Source organism: Staphylococcus cornubiensis, from assembly GCF_900183575.1.
GTDB lineage: Bacteria > Bacillota > Bacilli > Staphylococcales > Staphylococcaceae > Staphylococcus > Staphylococcus cornubiensis.
The window spans coordinates 80,377-95,024 of the sequence record NZ_FXUZ01000003.1 but is presented as its reverse complement, the minus strand read 5'-3'; the positions used below and the strand labels follow the sequence as shown (position 1 = coordinate 95,024).

At 36.7% G+C, this 14,648-nt stretch carries 14 protein-coding genes; 7 read left to right on the top strand and 7 right to left on the bottom strand.

The window, feature by feature from the left end; translation table 11 throughout:
* Window positions 1-35: 35 nt before the first annotated feature.
* The 4 genes from CCE82_RS05025 to CCE82_RS05010 all read right to left on the bottom strand — a co-directional run bounded on the left by CCE82_RS05025 (window position 36) and on the right by CCE82_RS05010 (window position 3,365).
* Window positions 36-602 (bottom strand): LOG family protein, encoded by a 567-nt coding sequence (locus tag CCE82_RS05025; RefSeq protein WP_086428515.1) that lies wholly within the window; start codon window positions 600-602, stop codon window positions 36-38.
* Window positions 603-706: 104 nt separating this feature from the next.
* The gene (locus CCE82_RS05020; RefSeq protein ID WP_086428327.1) at window positions 707-1,153 is read right to left on the bottom strand and encodes a YaiI/YqxD family protein; all 447 of its coding nucleotides are present in this window, start codon (window positions 1,151-1,153) and stop codon (window positions 707-709) included.
* Window positions 1,154-2,131 carry a hypothetical protein gene (locus CCE82_RS05015; RefSeq protein ID WP_086428326.1) on the bottom strand — a complete coding sequence of 326 codons (978 nt, stop codon included), beginning with the start codon at window positions 2,129-2,131 and terminating at the stop codon, window positions 1,154-1,156.
* A gap of 379 nt (window positions 2,132-2,510) precedes the next feature.
* Window positions 2,511-3,365 (bottom strand): undecaprenyl-diphosphate phosphatase, encoded by an 855-nt coding sequence (locus CCE82_RS05010; RefSeq protein ID WP_086428325.1) that lies wholly within the window; start codon window positions 3,363-3,365, stop codon window positions 2,511-2,513.
* A 274-nt stretch (window positions 3,366-3,639) separates the two neighbouring features.
* On the opposite strand from CCE82_RS05010, the gene CCE82_RS05005 reads away from it, so the two are divergent.
* Complete coding sequence (locus tag CCE82_RS05005) at window positions 3,640-5,277, top strand: ABC transporter ATP-binding protein/permease (protein ID WP_086428324.1); 1,638 nt, start codon at window positions 3,640-3,642, stop codon at window positions 5,275-5,277.
* A complete protein-coding gene (locus tag CCE82_RS05000) occupies window positions 5,278-6,939 on the top strand; it encodes an amino acid ABC transporter ATP-binding/permease protein (protein ID WP_086428323.1) in 1,662 nt (553 codons plus the stop codon).
* A 390-nt stretch (window positions 6,940-7,329) separates the two neighbouring features.
* On the opposite strand, the gene mgrA is transcribed toward CCE82_RS05000, so the two are convergent.
* A complete protein-coding gene (gene mgrA / locus CCE82_RS04995) occupies window positions 7,330-7,767 on the bottom strand; it encodes a global transcriptional regulator MgrA (RefSeq protein ID WP_086428322.1) in 438 nt (145 codons plus the stop codon).
* Between the two features lie 226 nt (window positions 7,768-7,993).
* Here mgrA and CCE82_RS04990 point away from each other — a divergent pair, with 226 nt between their 5' ends.
* The 4 genes from CCE82_RS04990 to mdh all read left to right on the top strand — a co-directional run bounded on the left by CCE82_RS04990 (window position 7,994) and on the right by mdh (window position 11,404).
* Entirely contained in the window at window positions 7,994-8,923 is a 930-nt protein-coding gene (locus CCE82_RS04990) for a CobW family GTP-binding protein (RefSeq protein WP_086428321.1), read from the top strand.
* 26 nt (window positions 8,924-8,949) lie between these two features.
* A complete protein-coding gene (locus tag CCE82_RS04985) occupies window positions 8,950-9,858 on the top strand; it encodes an aldo/keto reductase (protein WP_086428320.1) in 909 nt (302 codons plus the stop codon).
* Window positions 9,859-9,940: 82 nt separating this feature from the next.
* Window positions 9,941-10,222: a hypothetical protein gene (locus tag CCE82_RS04980; protein ID WP_086428319.1), complete on the top strand. Its 282-nt coding sequence runs from the start codon at window positions 9,941-9,943 to the stop codon at window positions 10,220-10,222.
* Window positions 10,223-10,465: 243 nt separating this feature from the next.
* Window positions 10,466-11,404 (top strand): malate dehydrogenase, encoded by a 939-nt coding sequence (mdh, locus tag CCE82_RS04975; RefSeq protein WP_086428318.1) that lies wholly within the window; start codon window positions 10,466-10,468, stop codon window positions 11,402-11,404.
* A gap of 122 nt (window positions 11,405-11,526) precedes the next feature.
* Here mdh and CCE82_RS04970 read toward each other — a convergent pair whose 3' ends face one another.
* Both CCE82_RS04970 and CCE82_RS04960 read right to left on the bottom strand, forming a co-directional pair.
* Window positions 11,527-12,231, bottom strand: a complete 705-nt coding sequence (locus tag CCE82_RS04970; protein WP_240507165.1) for a CPBP family intramembrane glutamic endopeptidase — start codon at window positions 12,229-12,231, stop codon at window positions 11,527-11,529.
* 309 nt (window positions 12,232-12,540) lie between these two features.
* Window positions 12,541-13,158 carry a DUF1361 domain-containing protein gene (locus tag CCE82_RS04960; protein ID WP_086428315.1) on the bottom strand — a complete coding sequence of 206 codons (618 nt, stop codon included), beginning with the start codon at window positions 13,156-13,158 and terminating at the stop codon, window positions 12,541-12,543.
* Window positions 13,159-13,461: 303 nt separating this feature from the next.
* On the opposite strand from CCE82_RS04960, the gene norA reads away from it, so the two are divergent.
* On the top strand, window positions 13,462-14,628 hold the full coding sequence (gene norA / locus CCE82_RS04955; protein WP_086428314.1) for a multidrug efflux MFS transporter NorA: 1,167 nt from the start codon (window positions 13,462-13,464) through the stop codon (window positions 14,626-14,628).
* Window positions 14,629-14,648: the final 20 nt, after the last annotated feature.

Genomic DNA, 14,648 nt, shown 5'->3' with positions numbered 1-14,648 from the left:
TCAACAACGCTACTGAAACTTAGAAACGATATGATTTAATCATATGTACGTGTCGAAATTGGCTTGGCATGTTGAAGGCCTTCTAACAATGCTTTTGGTGTTTCATACACACCTGCAAGTTTTTCATATTTTTTATCAATAAAGCCCTCATTAATCATATGTGTAATCAATGCCTCTAAAGGTTTAAAAAATTGATTAATATTAAAAATACCAATCGGCTTTTGATGTAATCCAATTTGTGCCCAACTATAAACTTCAAAGAATTCTTCGAGAGAACCAGCACCCCCTGGAGCAATCACAAAAGCATCCGCGAGATCTGCCATTTTTTGCTTACGTTCATGCATCGAATCGACTAAAATCAGTTCAGATACTTTTTGACTTGTAATTTCACGCTCATCTAATAAACGAGGCATGACACCTATTGCATGGCCTCCATGATCTAATACGCCATCTTGTATCGCGCCCATAATACCAACAGATCCGGCACCGAAGACGAGTTCAATATCTTGTTCTGCAAAATATTGTCCTAAAGCATAGGCTTCTTTTACGTATGACGCATTAAAACCTTTACTTGCACCACAATAAACTGCTATACGTTGAATCATTTTTTGTATCGCTCCTTTGTTTAAATCAATCGTTACCCATAGTTTAAAACAAAAAGAAATGCATGTGTAGCAAAACAAGAAATGTTAAGACACATGCACAGTTATTGAGATTGGATACAGCGGCGGAAAGTTTCTTCAAAATTTAAACGTTGTTTTTGGTCAAATGCACGTGGCCCTTTTTGATGACGTTTTGATTTTCGTCGCTCTTGTTGGTGATAGTAGCGCTGAGCGAGCAAACGATCAATATTCGCTGCTGTGTAGATGTGGCCATTATGATGCAGGACATGTTTGACTTTTTCTAAAACTAAACTTGCCAGTCCATAGTCTTGTGTGACAACAATATCATTAGGTTTTGCATGTTGAAGTAACATAAAATCAACAGCGTCACGTCCGCCATCAATGTATTTGACTTCTACATGTGAGGGATAATCTTGAACAGTAAAATGACTATATGTGCGAAATAAGTATACAAAAATGCCTGTCTCAGCCGTGATTCGAACGATGGAATCGACGACTGGACAAGCATCGCCATCTATTAAAATGCGCATTTATCGTCCTTGTTTCTTCATTGAGTTTTGGGATGTGTCATTTAACTGTTGGTTTTGTCTTAATGTATCGCTGTCATGTACTTGACGCTCCATATTTTGATAATGTTGTTCGTATAAAGGCGCATTGTCTGAAGTTGTTTCGACTTGACCTGGCGCGCTCGGTGTTGTTTTACCTTCAGCTGTTCGACTTTGAGTGGTTTGGAGTTCTGATAATGTCGTAATACGTTGTTTTTCTTGTTGGCTGTTTGATTGAACTGCTTCACTTTCCGCTACTGAAGTGGCATCAGTCGTATGTCCTGCTTTGTCTTCGTGTTTTTGCATCGCTTTCATATTTTTCTTTAATGCTTTTTCACGTTCTTTTGCCGCTTTTTCTTCTTTTTTATGACGTTGCTCAAGGTGTTTTTTTAAATTTTTGTTCATTTTGTCGATTTCTTTTTTATTGTGCTTTTCAATTTTTTCAGCACGTTTTTCTACTTTAGCATCGAGTTGCCCGGGTGTGTGCCCAACTTTTTCCTCATACTTTTGCATTTTTTTCATCGTTTTAATCATTTGTTTTTGACGCTTATCAAATGCTTTATCTTCTTCTTTGTGGCGTTCTGCAATGTGTTTTTCTAAGTTTTTCGCTAACTTATCAATTTCTTTGCGGTTTTCTTTAGCGATTGCTTTCCCGCGTGCACGCACATTTTCAGGACGGTTATAACGTTGAATTTCAGCTTCTTTTTTCATTACTTTATTGTAATCATGACGACGTTTTTTCGTTTGAATCGTCTTTTTTAAATGACTTGAGCCTGAAACAACAGAATCTTTCACAGCGCTCGCAACATGGCCCGTTTTATGTGCCACCGTTTTAGATGTGTTCACTGTTGTTTGCGTTACTTTTTGGACATCCGGATGTTCTTTAAACTTTTTGCGTTCTAATATGAGTGGTACTAAAAATACAGGTAAAACATTAATAATCATTTTGATTGTTTTATTCATGAACGTTGCCTCCAATTATGAGTATACTTATGACTTTTTACCCCTTCAGCAGTGTCAATAAACGTGACGCTTCGAGTGGATAGGGGGAGTCATTAAGTTTATCTCAATACGTATATTAATATTATTGTACAATTTTTTGATGGATAATTAAAAAGTGAACTCGGATTTTCCGGAATTTTTAAAAAAGGCGACAGGTCCATCAAATTGAGATGACCGTGGAAAGATGAAATTTTTTCGAGATGTGTCATCATGCAAATGACTGAAGTGTTAATTTGTATACATCGCTTGGCATAATATCAATATTGAAAGATAAAAAAGTGGGGCCGGACACGCAATGGTCACAACCCCTTCGTAAACGTTTTATAGAGATGTTTTAAAATTATTTAATGATACCGAAATAAACGACAGCAATGATGACTACGAGTACGATACGGTAAATTGCAAATGGCAATAATTTTACATTTTGAATTAATTTCAAGAAGAGTTTGATTGAGATAAAACCGAATGTGAAAGCAGCTAAGAAACCTAAAATGTAAAAAGGAATATGCGCTAATTCGATATAGTCTAAATGTTTAATAATAGATAAACCACTTGCAGCTAACATGACAGGTACTGCCATAATAAACGTGAAGTCAGAAGCAGATTTGTGATCTAACTTCATTAAAACCCCTGTCGAAATGGTAGATCCAGAACGTGAAAATCCTGGCCACATGGCAACAGCTTGAGAAAGTCCAATGACAAATGCTTGAAAATAAGTAATTTCATTCAAAGTCTTCGGATTTTTAACGTTAAGACTAAATTTATCGGCAATAATCATGTAAATCGCCCCGAGGAATAAACCGATAAGTACAGTTGGCACGCTAAATAAATATTTTTCAATCAAATCATCAAATAATAAACCTAATACACCTGCTGGAATCATCCCTATAAAAATGTGTAAGAGATTTAAACGACGTGGTTTCGAACGACGACCAGGCTGTTGTTCTGGTGCGTATTTACCGATATGTAACATTTCGAAATACTTGTGACGAAAAATCCAAGCCGCAGCGAAAATTGAACCGAGTTGTATGACGATTTTAAAGGTAAAAGCAGATTGTGATCCTAAAAACTCTGTCGATTTCAACCACATATCATCGACTAAAATCATATGTCCTGTTGAAGAGACGGGAGCGAACTCAGTCAATCCTTCAACGATACCAAGAATAATGGCTTTAATTAATTCGAAAAATAACATACAAGTACCCTCTTTAATTATTTTTGTGTAATTTTAAATATAACATAGCATATGATAGCATATTCGCATTTAAGATGTCTTTTTCAAACATAAATTTTTTGAAATATACGTCTTAAGCAGTAGAAAGAAGGTCTAACGTTCAAGTGATATTGTGTAAATGAGATGTTGATTTAAAATTTTAGACAAAAAATAGTCGAATTTTTTCACGTGAAAGGGATCGGACGAGCATGTAAAATGGAATAATGACACATACAAATGGAGGCGGCAATAAGAGATGAAACAACTACATCAATGGGCAAAGCAATTTTACATGTTGCCTGTATTCATGGCTATCGTTTGTATTGGTCTAGCACTTTCAGTTGTTGCACAAAACGTGACAATTGGAAAAATATTAGAACGTATACTCATGCATGAACCTACATCATGGTTTAAAGTGATAGGGTTTTTAGCATTGATTTTCATATTACGTGCTACTTTTGATTATGTGAACGGATGGCTAGGAGAAAGACTGGCACATCATGTTCGACAGACGATACGACATCGTTTATTACATCAAGTATCACGACAAGCTGTAGGTGAGCGGCTTACTATGGCGACAGAAACATTGTCCGAAATGTTGCCGTTTTATCGCAATTATTTGCCTCAAGTATTTAAATCGACTTTTATCCCTCTTGCTATCATTGTAACGATGTGTTTTGTGCATTTTCCAACTGCTTTAATTATGCTCGTTACGGCACCGTTTATTCCTATTTTTTATATTGTTTTTGGTCTTAAAACACGTGATGATGCGAAAGAACAAATGACATTTTTAAATCAATTTGGGCAACGTTTCTTAAGCTTAACGAAAGGATTGGTGACTTTAAAACTGTTTAACCGTTCCGAACAAGCTGTAGAAACGATTAGTGAGGAAAGCACGCAATTTCGGGATAAGACGATGACCATTTTAAGAAGTGCTTTCTTATCTGGCTTAATGTTGGAATTTATTAGTATGTTAGGGATTGGTTTAGTTGCTTTAGAGGTCGGCTTGAGCTTGATTGTATTTCATTCGATTCATTTTGGTACAGCTGCGATAGCGATGATTATGGCGCCTGAATTTTATAATGCGATTAAAGATTTGGGGCAAGCTTTTCATACAGGGAAAGAAAGTGAAGGCGCTAGTGACGTCATTCACGCAGCATTAGAAGCGCATCCCCCTGTTATAGGTCATGAAGTCGGTGTTGATGTAACGCAAACGCCACTCATTCAAGTGAGGGACCTTCATTATCGTTATCCCAATATGACGTCCAATGTGTTAACAGATATTCATCTAGACATTTTTGAAGGGGATCGCATTGCTTTAGTCGGGCCAAGTGGTGCTGGAAAGTCAACATTAGTACAGTTATTAATCGGTGAACATTTACCTCAAGAAGGACGTGTCACGTACCAACGTCAAGGTTTGAAAATAGGCTACCTATCTCAAAACCCGTATATTTTTAATGCGACAATTGCAGAAAATGTAGCTGTATTCAATGACGTGCCTACTGATAAAATCATCGCCGCATTGGAAGCAGTACAGTTAATGCCTGTTGTCGAGCGATTTCAGCAAGGTATTGATACATTAATTGGCGAAGGTGGAGAAATGTTGTCCGGCGGTGAAATGAGAAGAATAGAATTAGCAAGATTGTTATTGCTAGATCCAGATTTTGTCGTTCTAGATGAACCTGTAGCGGGATTGGACAGTGCGACTGAACAAGTCATTCAACAAACGTTAGACCGTCATTTTCAACATACGACACGCTTAACGATTGCACATCGCCAGTCAACGATTCAACATGCGACACGACGTATTTATTTAGCAGATGGTCGGATTCAGTCTGATGATGATAAAATTCAACTTTCGCTAACGCATGCGTATCATGGAGGTGAACAGTAAATGAAACTCCAACAAGTCATCAACATTAAATGGGACAAAGATATCGTTATGGCCATTTGCATCGGTGTATTTGGAAGTCTTGTGGCACTAGGTATGTTCTTTTTAAGTGGATATATGATTACACAAAGTGCATTAGGAGCGCCGCTATATGCTTTAATGGGTTTAATTGTGACAGTGAAACTATTTGGTTTTATACGCGCCATAACGAAATACTATGAACGACTTCGCTCTCACCGTGCGACCTTTACAATGTTGAGAGATGTACGTGTTCAGTTATATCGCGCACTCATTCCAATTGTGCCCGATGTCTTTCGAAAATTTCGATCAAGCGACTTACTCGGTAGAATGGTTACACAAGTTGAAGCGTTGCAAAATATTTATTTACGTGTGTATTATCCACCCATTGTTATCGGTTTAACGATAATCATTTCAGCCGTAACTTTAATTTATTTTTCATGGGTACATGCCGTTATTTTAATGGTGACCCTTGTGATTTCATTATTAATATTGCCAGCTTTACGTGTGAAACAAGCTACGCGTATCAGACTTCAGGTGAATCAAACTGGGCAGCGCTGGATGCATGAGTACTATGACTACATGTTAGGTTACGATGAGTTGAAACGTTTTAATAGTGACGAACAATATCATGCGCAATTAATGCATTCTGAAATGTCATTCAGCGAAGCAGAGCATCTGTCAGAACGCAGTCACTTAGTTTATGATTATATGCGGCATTTAATCAGCATGGCGGCATTACTTGGTAGTATCGTGCTTGTTGTCGTCATGGTCGCACAACAGCAAGTGGAAATTGTCTACGTAACAAGCATTATTTTGATGATTTTGACTTTATTAGAGCAAGCCGTACCAATGAGTCAAGTTGCTGATTATAAAAGTGAAACGGATTTAGCACAGCAAAGTTTATCAGAGGTCATGCAGTATAATGACAAATCGATAGGTGAACAAAAGGTAGACATCAATCAAGTTTTGCCTGGTGAGCCACTGTTATCATTAACAGATGTAACGTTGTATTATCAACATCAACAGCGCCCGAGTGTGCATCAGCTAAACTTACACATTCGACGAGGTGAGCATGTCGCAATAGTTGGCGCATCTGGTTCGGGAAAATCGACGCTATTACAACTTTTAATGGGGCTTTATACACCGAGTGAAGGTCAAGTTTCAATAGGCAAGGCGACTTTACAAAATTTAGATATCACTGACTACTACAATCACTTAAATACGTTGTTACAACAGCCTCATTTTTATGATGGCACAGTGTATGAAAATTTATTGACTGGTGCTTCAACGTCCCAATGCCGGACTGTACTTGATCAATTACGTCTTCAACATGTTACATTAGATCGGCCGTTGACATTAAATCAAAATACGCTATCAGGTGGGGAATTCCAACGTTTAGCACTTGCACGGCTAATGTTACGACCTCGTCCGATCTGGTTACTTGATGAACCAACGACAGCTTTAGATATTGAAAATACTAAAGATGTGATGCATCAAATTCATCAACAGGCTGAAACACTCGTAGTTGCGACGCATGATATACAATATTTATCGAAATTTGATCGAGTCATTATGATGCAAGAAGGAATGATAGTAGGAGATATGACACCGGCTCAGTTTTTAGCCGATAAAGTTCAGAAATAAGTGAGTCAATGTAATGGCAAAAGGGAATAGATAACTATTGTAAAATAATAAAAGTTGTTTTCCGGAATTAAAAAGAAGTTAACGGGTATGCCTTCTATTTTAAAAGAGCAAGATAAAAAAGCGCTCAGAATGTCAATAGAGGGCATTCTAGCGCTTCCGAACTATGATTATGTATGTATAGATAAACTAAGGTTGTCTCAGTCAAATAGAAAATGATGTGCTCTAAATCAAGTGTCATGACACAACTAACGCTATGATTTAAATATCAATATCACGAATCCCCCAAAAATTTCATCGTGTGAAAATTGATTTTGTCCCCTAAAACAAGTCTATCTATATCAATACGAAAACGATACTCATGACTAATAAGTAACGACTCATTTCAGTCGCTTACTTACTTTCATCAAAAGCTGTAATCACTTTTTCTAATAGTCGAGTCAGTTCTTTTACTTCGTCAGGTGTTAAAGATGAAGCTTCTGCAACTTGTTGAGATGCATTAGCTAATTCAGGTTCCATTTCTTTACTTTTCTCAGTTAAATGAACAAATACTTCACGTTGGTCGATTTCAGAACGCTCTCTTTTAATCAAATCGATTTGTTCCATACGCTTTAATAAAGGTGATACGGTTCCTGTATCAAGGGCTAAGTCTGTTACAACTTTTTTCACATTAACAGGGGACTGGTCCCATAAAATTTCTAAAACTAAAAATTGCGGATACGTGAGCTTATATTTTTTGAAAATCTTGTTTGAATAATAGCGGTTAACTTGTCTTTGTGCGTTATATAAACTAAAACATACTTGCTCTTTTAAGTTTAAATGGTCAGACATAATTAGTTCTCCTCCAGACATTCTATCCGTTTTCTCTTTTTCTATCACGAATGGGAATCCGTCCATAATCGAGTGATTTAAGCCGTTCTCACTTAAATCTATGCTATCCTTAAAATATAGCATGCAGTAATTTTAGAAGATAAAGCGTACTTTATCAAGTTAAAAGTCAGACATATACATATATTATAACAGATTTGTAGATTTTTTGAGAGAAAGGGTTAAATTTATGTTTAAAAAACAAACATCACTCATATTGATACATGGATTTCTAGGAAGTGGCAAAACCACATTCTTAAATCATTATATGACGCAAATATTAAAAAAAGATGAGAAAGTTGCACTCATTGTAAATGAATTTGGTGATTTTGATGTAGATAGTCACATTTTGGGTCGATATGACGTTCAACAGTCGGCATTACAAGGGTGTATTTGTTGTGACATTCAACAAGATTTAATTGCACATTTGTACCAATTAACACGTGATGCTGAGGTGGATTACATCATTGTAGAAGCTACGGGTGTCGCCAATCCAATCGATATTTTAGTTGCCTGTCAAGACCCTTTATTAGCGGATGCATTTTCATCAATTGAAACAATAGGGTTAGTGGATAGTGTCAGATTTATGAAAAGACATGATAATACTGCACAAACTAAAGCTTTAATGGAAGATCAAATCCGTGCAAGTCAAACGATACTTATTAATAAAGTAGATTTAATAGAAGATAAAGCTCAACTTCAAGCAATTATTGAAGAAATTGAAACATTGTCTCCTAAAAGTCGTATCGTACTTACACAATATGGTGAAACATTGAAAATAATTGAAAACGGTGCAAGTGCACAAAATATTGATATTACAGCGTTTCATAGTCATACACATGCGCACTATACGAGTTTACAATACAATTTTGACAGCCCCGTTGCAGAAGAGGCACTCGTTCAATTTATTTTGAGGCTACCTGACAACGTATTACGTCTAAAAGGTTACATTCGTTTGCGTGAACAACCTGATGAAACTTTCTTGATTCAATATTCAGAAGGCTTGCCGTCTATTGAAAGTGTGGGCAACTTGAAACTCCCAACATCTATCGTAATCATCGGTGAACAGTTAGATAAGGCTATGTTAAGAAATCAATTGGATATGTTACAATTTACTTAATAATGGATTATTTAAGGGGTGTTTCAATGGATCAAATCACTATTAATCAGCATGTGAAGTATTCTAGAATCATACACGGTTTTTTTCGAGCACACAAATGGCAGAAATCAACACAAGAAATGAACCGTTTTATCCATGAACTTGTTGAACGTGGTGTGACAACAATGGATCATGCTGATATTTATGGTCATTATACAGTTGAGAAAATGTTTGGGGATGCATTAGCGTTATCTCCTGAATTGCGTGATAAAATCCAAATCGTGACGAAATGTGGTATCGTGCTTCCAAATGAAATTTATCCTGAGCAAACGGATCATCGCTATGATTTGAGCAAACAGCATATTAAACGTGCTGTAGAACGCTCTTTAAAATCATTTCAAGTTGATTATTTGGATAGTTTACTGATTCATCGCCCATCACCACTGATGAAACCTTGTGAAATTACAGATGCATTAAAAGATTTAGTCAAAGAAGGCAAATTGTTGTCATTCGGCGTATCTAATTTTCATCGATCGCAATATGAGCTATTAAATCGTTGTTTAAAAGACGATAAATTCCATATAGCAGTGAATCAAATCGAAGTCTCTCCGTACCATTTAGAAGCGTTTCATGATGGTACGATTGATGATATGTACCGTGAAGGTGTAAAGTTAATGGCTTGGGGACCTTTTGCGGGCGGTCGATTGTTTGATGAAAACGATCCAGTAGCGTCTCGCGTACTCCCGGTATTAACACGTATTGCAACAGTACATGATACTTCAGTTGCTGCCGTAGTGTCTGCATGGTTTAAGAAACATCCCGCTGACATTATGCCGATTGTAGGGACTGAGCGACTTGAACGTGTTGATGAAGTGATTAATGGTCTCCAACTTGAATTGCATGACCAAGAATGGTTTGATATTTATACTGCTGCACAAGGCTACGACATTCCATAAATTTGTCACATATCTAGGAAGTCACAGCACAGCAAACTTTAGTACAATGGAACAGGATTATTAGGAATTGAGAGGTAAAAATATGACAGAAGAGGAAAAAATTAAGCGCAGTCGTTTCAAACGTAACGTTGTTGCCATACCTTATATTATCTTTGGGCTTATCGTTGCATTACTGTTTGTCTTTTCACCAGATATTGTTTGGCTCGTAACGATTTTCGGTGTCTTTATGGTTTATAATGTTATCGCGATGTTTATTGCCTTTTTGTTCAAATATGGGCGCACCGCATTATACTTATTGATGATGACAATATTGATGGCAGGTGCATTTGCGCTCTATCTATACATGTTATTTAAATATCATTAGGTGACGATTAGCACGCATTTACAGGGATTTTTCTTTGTAGGGCGTGTTTTTTGTATGTCATTCAGAAACTATTTTTTATTTCAAATCGTAATTCTTTACTCTAAAAATTAAGTGTCATCATCTTATTTTTATTTCTTTAGCTTTTGTCACAAAGATTACAAGTAAAAATGTGAATTGTGTTGCACATTAATAAAAGTGCAATGATATAATAAAAGTGATGATAGACAAGGGGGTTTTTGGAATATGAGACGTAAAAAAGTTTCAATTATTGGGTCAGGTCATACAGGTGCGACACTTGCATTTATTATCGCATCTCGAGGTAATGCAGATGTACTGATTGTTGACCGTGAAAAAAACGAATCAGTGATGAAAGGGAAAACGTTGGACATGCAACAAAGTGGGTCTATTTTAGGCTTTAATGTGCATGTGAATTCAACGGTAGATTATGCAGATACGAAAGACTCAGATGTCGTCGTGATTACTGCAGGTGTCCCACGTCAACCTGGCATGAGTCGTGATGATTTAGTACAAACAAATGAACAAGTCATGGTCGAAGTGACGAAGAAAGTAGTTCAATATTCACCAAACTGTACGATTATTGTGTTAACTAATCCAGTTGATGCAATGACATACACTGTTTACCGTACGTCAGGCTTTCCGAGTGAACGCGTGATTGGGCAATCAGGTGTTTTAGATACTGCGAGATTTAATACATTTGTTGCGGAAGCTTTAAATGTTGCGGTCAATGATGTCACAGGGCTCGTACTTGGTGGACACGGTGATACGATGGTGCCGTTAGTCCGTCATAGCCAAGTGAACGGGGTGCCTCTCAATGAATTGTTACCACCTGAAAAAATGGAAGAAATTGTTGAAAGAACACGTAAAGGTGGTGCAGAAATTGTACAACTTTTAGGCACGGGTTCGGCTTATTATGCGCCAGCAGCTGCAGTGTATGAAATGTTGATTGCGATTTTAGAAGATCAAAAGCGTGTACTGCCAACGATTGCTTATTGTCAAGGAGAGTATCAATTAAATGATATTTACATCGGCGTGCCAACTGTATTAGGTGCCAATGGTGTGGAACGTATCATTGAATTAGAATTAACAGATGAAGAAAAAGTGCAGTTGAAGCGTTCAGCTGAAGCGGTTGAAAATGTGAAGGCTACATTGAAAAGTGTGTAGGAGAATGGATTGCAAAACCGTGCGGCACATTCTCATTCGCACATTTCAATACACATGCCATTGAAATAATCTTATAAAAAGAACCCCCGCGTCTCTCGTTATGGAACATGGGGGTTTAATATTTATGAAAAGATTTGGAAAAGGACGCCGATAAAAGCAATGGTGTTATTCAGTATATGCAAGAAGATAGACACAGCAATATTACATCCACTTTTAATGTATGCGATGACGAACATCGTTGCTAGAAAGATATAAGGTACAGCTTCTAGTGGATGATGTGCGGCGCCCATATGTAAACTTGCAAAAATAACGATAGAGATGAGGCCTGTAAATATCACGCCTAATTTTTTACCGAGTTCGCCAATAATGACATGGCGGAAAAGTAACTCTTCAGTAATAGGCGTTAAAATAGCTAAGCTTAAAAATACGAGGGGTAACCAAGCCGATTGTTGGAAAAAGGCCATCAGTGCTTCTTGGTTTCCTGTTTCTTTAAATTGCCATTGTTCGGGTAAAAATTGTAATAAAAAAGTGAATATCATGTTAGCCATCATATATATCACATACGCACTCACCATGAGTTTGATATGCTTTTTACTCTGTTTAAATATTTCTACAATCTTACTTTTTAGGCCGTGACGATGCGACCATGCCACATAAATGATGACAAGGATGGATGTTATAATACTGACGAATAGTAGTAATATTGCTCCAGGAATATGTGTTGATGGAATTAAAAATAGACTGAACACATTTCCGAGTATAATTTGTGCTAAAAAATAAATGACAAACGCCCATAAGTCACGCCAGGCTACTTGCTTTGAAGACATACGCATCATTTTCCTCCTAGGTCCTTTGCTTCTACAACAATTAAATGACAAAAAGCAATAAATATAAGCTTACAAATTGAAAAAATGTAAGGATATAACTGTATTTTAGCAATAATTTTGTCTTAAAGGGAAGTTGCCAGTTTGGATAATGTCGTTCATAATACAACATTTGAATCCCAAATACTGCAATGCCCATTGGTAGTAATAGCATGACGAGAGGCCAAAATTTTCTCCATCCTATTTGAAAGTAAAATATGGTGATAAGAAGTTGAAAGACCATTATGGCGCTGATGAGTAAGGTTGTTGTAATCATGAACGGCTACGAACTCCTTTCACAAATAAGAATATTAAAGCTTGTATCAGTGTCATGAATGAAATAAAAATAAGTGCTTCTAAATCCAATGATTTTAATGTTCTGACGATAACGGAAAAGGGATGATTAATAATATGGACGCTGTGAAAACGTAAAAAACGTCCGACATAAATGCCGAGTCCATTCAATCCCATCATACCGAATAGCACCAAAATACGAACAAGTCGCGTTTGAATAAGATGGTAAATTTCTAATACAATTAACACGTAACAATAAAGTGCGAAAATGACTGATGAGATAAGAAGTGTGAAATGAAACCACTCAGACAAATCAAGTCCGGCTAAAAAGTTAAATGTAAATTGATTCAGATGGATTAAATCTGTGACCATGTAAAAGGTGTTCGGTAACATTAATATAAATATGATTAAATATATGATAAAAAGCGGCCATTCAAATGCACGCTTTGGTATAAATAATTTGATAAGATAGGCCAGTTCTAATGGAATATAAGCTAAAGATACATTGAGTGTTAAAAATTTTAAGTAATTGGGAATAATAATTGAAATGAGAATTAATACCACATAGGTGATACGCGCAATGTATCGGGCATTCATGATAGCACCTCCTTCTGTGAGATATTTAGCATAACCGTTAATGACGTTGGTTTCAAATTTTTGACGGTCATTTAATTATGAATCGGTCTTAAGTTGTAGAAAGCAATTTGGAAGGTACGTTGTCAATCATCTATATACGCGTGAATTGAGGCACTGTCAAAGAGAGCGGACGCATCAAATCAAGTTCTTTATCACATCAAATATTTCGAGACCCAATATTTTTAGCGTTTCAAAACTTTCTTTTGTAAAATAAATGTTATATAATGTTGTAATCTTTTGAATGAAGCGAAGGGAGTGGCGCATTTGAAAAAGCAATTTATTATCTTATATTTGAATATTTTCTTAGTCTTTTTAGGCATAGGATTAATTATTCCTGTCTTACCCGTATATTTAAAAGACTTAGGGCTATCCGGCTCAGATCTTGGTGTTTTGGTTGCTGTTTTTGCGCTAGCTCAAATGTTGATTTCACCTTTTGGCGGTACTTTGGCAGACCGATTAGGCAAAAAACTCATTATCTGTATAGGTTTAGTTTTATTTAGTATTTCTGAGTTTTTATTTGCAGGAAGCCACACTTTTTCGTTACTCATCGTGTCGCGTGTACTCGGTGGCTTTAGTGCCGGGATGGTCATGCCAGGGGTCACAGGCTTGATTGCGGATTTATCTCCAGCGAAAGATAAAGCGCGAAATTTTGGTTATATGTCAGCGATTATTTCAGCTGGTTTTATTTTAGGACCAGGGCTCGGTGGTTTCTTAGCTGAGATTTCGCATCGTTTACCATTTGTTTTTGCGGGTGTGCTCGGTGTTTTAGCATTTATTTGTACTTTAATTTTCGTCCACTCACCGAAACGAGCGACGACACAAGGCTTTGCGCACTTTGATAGTACAGAGCTTGGCAAGATTAATTATAAAGCCTTTATTACACCGGCCATTTTAACGTTAATTTTAGCGTTTGGGTTATCTGCATTTGAGACGTTATTTCCACTTTATACGACAGATAAAATGGATTTCCAACCGGGGGATATTTCGATTGCGATTACAGGTGGCGGTATTTTTGGCGCGATTTTCCAAGTGTTCTTATTTGATAAAATGATACGTCGCATGAGCGAACTAGTATTTATTATTTACGCTTTAATTTATTCTGCGTTTGTTTTAGTGCTACTGATTTTTGCGAATAGTTATTGGCACGTGATGCTGATCTGTTTCATCGTGTTTATCGGTTTTGACTTAATTCGACCTGCTTTAACGAATTATTTCTCCAATATTGCAGGGAATCGTCAAGGTTTTGCAGGTGGCCTGAACTCAACATTTACGAGTATGGGGAATTTCATTGGTCCACTCATTGCCGGTGGTTTATACGATGTGAACATTGAATATCCGTTATACATGTCGATTATATTTATGTTACTCGGCTGTATCGTCATTTTAATTGAAAAACAGTTACGCCGTCATCAAGATTTGAAGCAATCTTAAACAATGAAATCATCAGTAAA

Bases quoted from the DNA above. Each gene is read 5' to 3' on its own strand.
- CCE82_RS05020 (WP_086428327.1), bottom strand. From the start codon at position 1,153: ATGCGCATTTTAATAGATGGCGATGCTTGTCCAGTCGTCGATTCCATC.
- CCE82_RS05015 (WP_086428326.1), bottom strand. From the start codon at position 2,131: ATGAATAAAACAATCAAAATGATTATTAATGTTTTACCTGTATTTTTA.
- CCE82_RS05010 (WP_086428325.1), bottom strand. From the start codon at position 3,365: ATGTTATTTTTCGAATTAATTAAAGCCATTATTCTTGGTATCGTTGAA.
- CCE82_RS05005 (WP_086428324.1), top strand. From the start codon at position 3,640: ATGAAACAACTACATCAATGGGCAAAGCAATTTTACATGTTGCCTGTA.
- CCE82_RS05000 (WP_086428323.1), top strand. From the start codon at position 5,278: ATGAAACTCCAACAAGTCATCAACATTAAATGGGACAAAGATATCGTT.
- mgrA (WP_086428322.1), bottom strand. From the start codon at position 7,767: ATGTCTGACCATTTAAACTTAAAAGAGCAAGTATGTTTTAGTTTATAT.
- CCE82_RS04990 (WP_086428321.1), top strand. From the start codon at position 7,994: ATGTTTAAAAAACAAACATCACTCATATTGATACATGGATTTCTAGGA.
- CCE82_RS04985 (WP_086428320.1), top strand. From the start codon at position 8,950: ATGGATCAAATCACTATTAATCAGCATGTGAAGTATTCTAGAATCATA.
- CCE82_RS04980 (WP_086428319.1), top strand. From the start codon at position 9,941: ATGACAGAAGAGGAAAAAATTAAGCGCAGTCGTTTCAAACGTAACGTT.
- mdh (WP_086428318.1), top strand. From the start codon at position 10,466: ATGAGACGTAAAAAAGTTTCAATTATTGGGTCAGGTCATACAGGTGCG.
- CCE82_RS04970 (WP_240507165.1), bottom strand. From the start codon at position 12,231: ATGTCTTCAAAGCAAGTAGCCTGGCGTGACTTATGGGCGTTTGTCATT.
- CCE82_RS04960 (WP_086428315.1), bottom strand. From the start codon at position 13,158: ATGAATGCCCGATACATTGCGCGTATCACCTATGTGGTATTAATTCTC.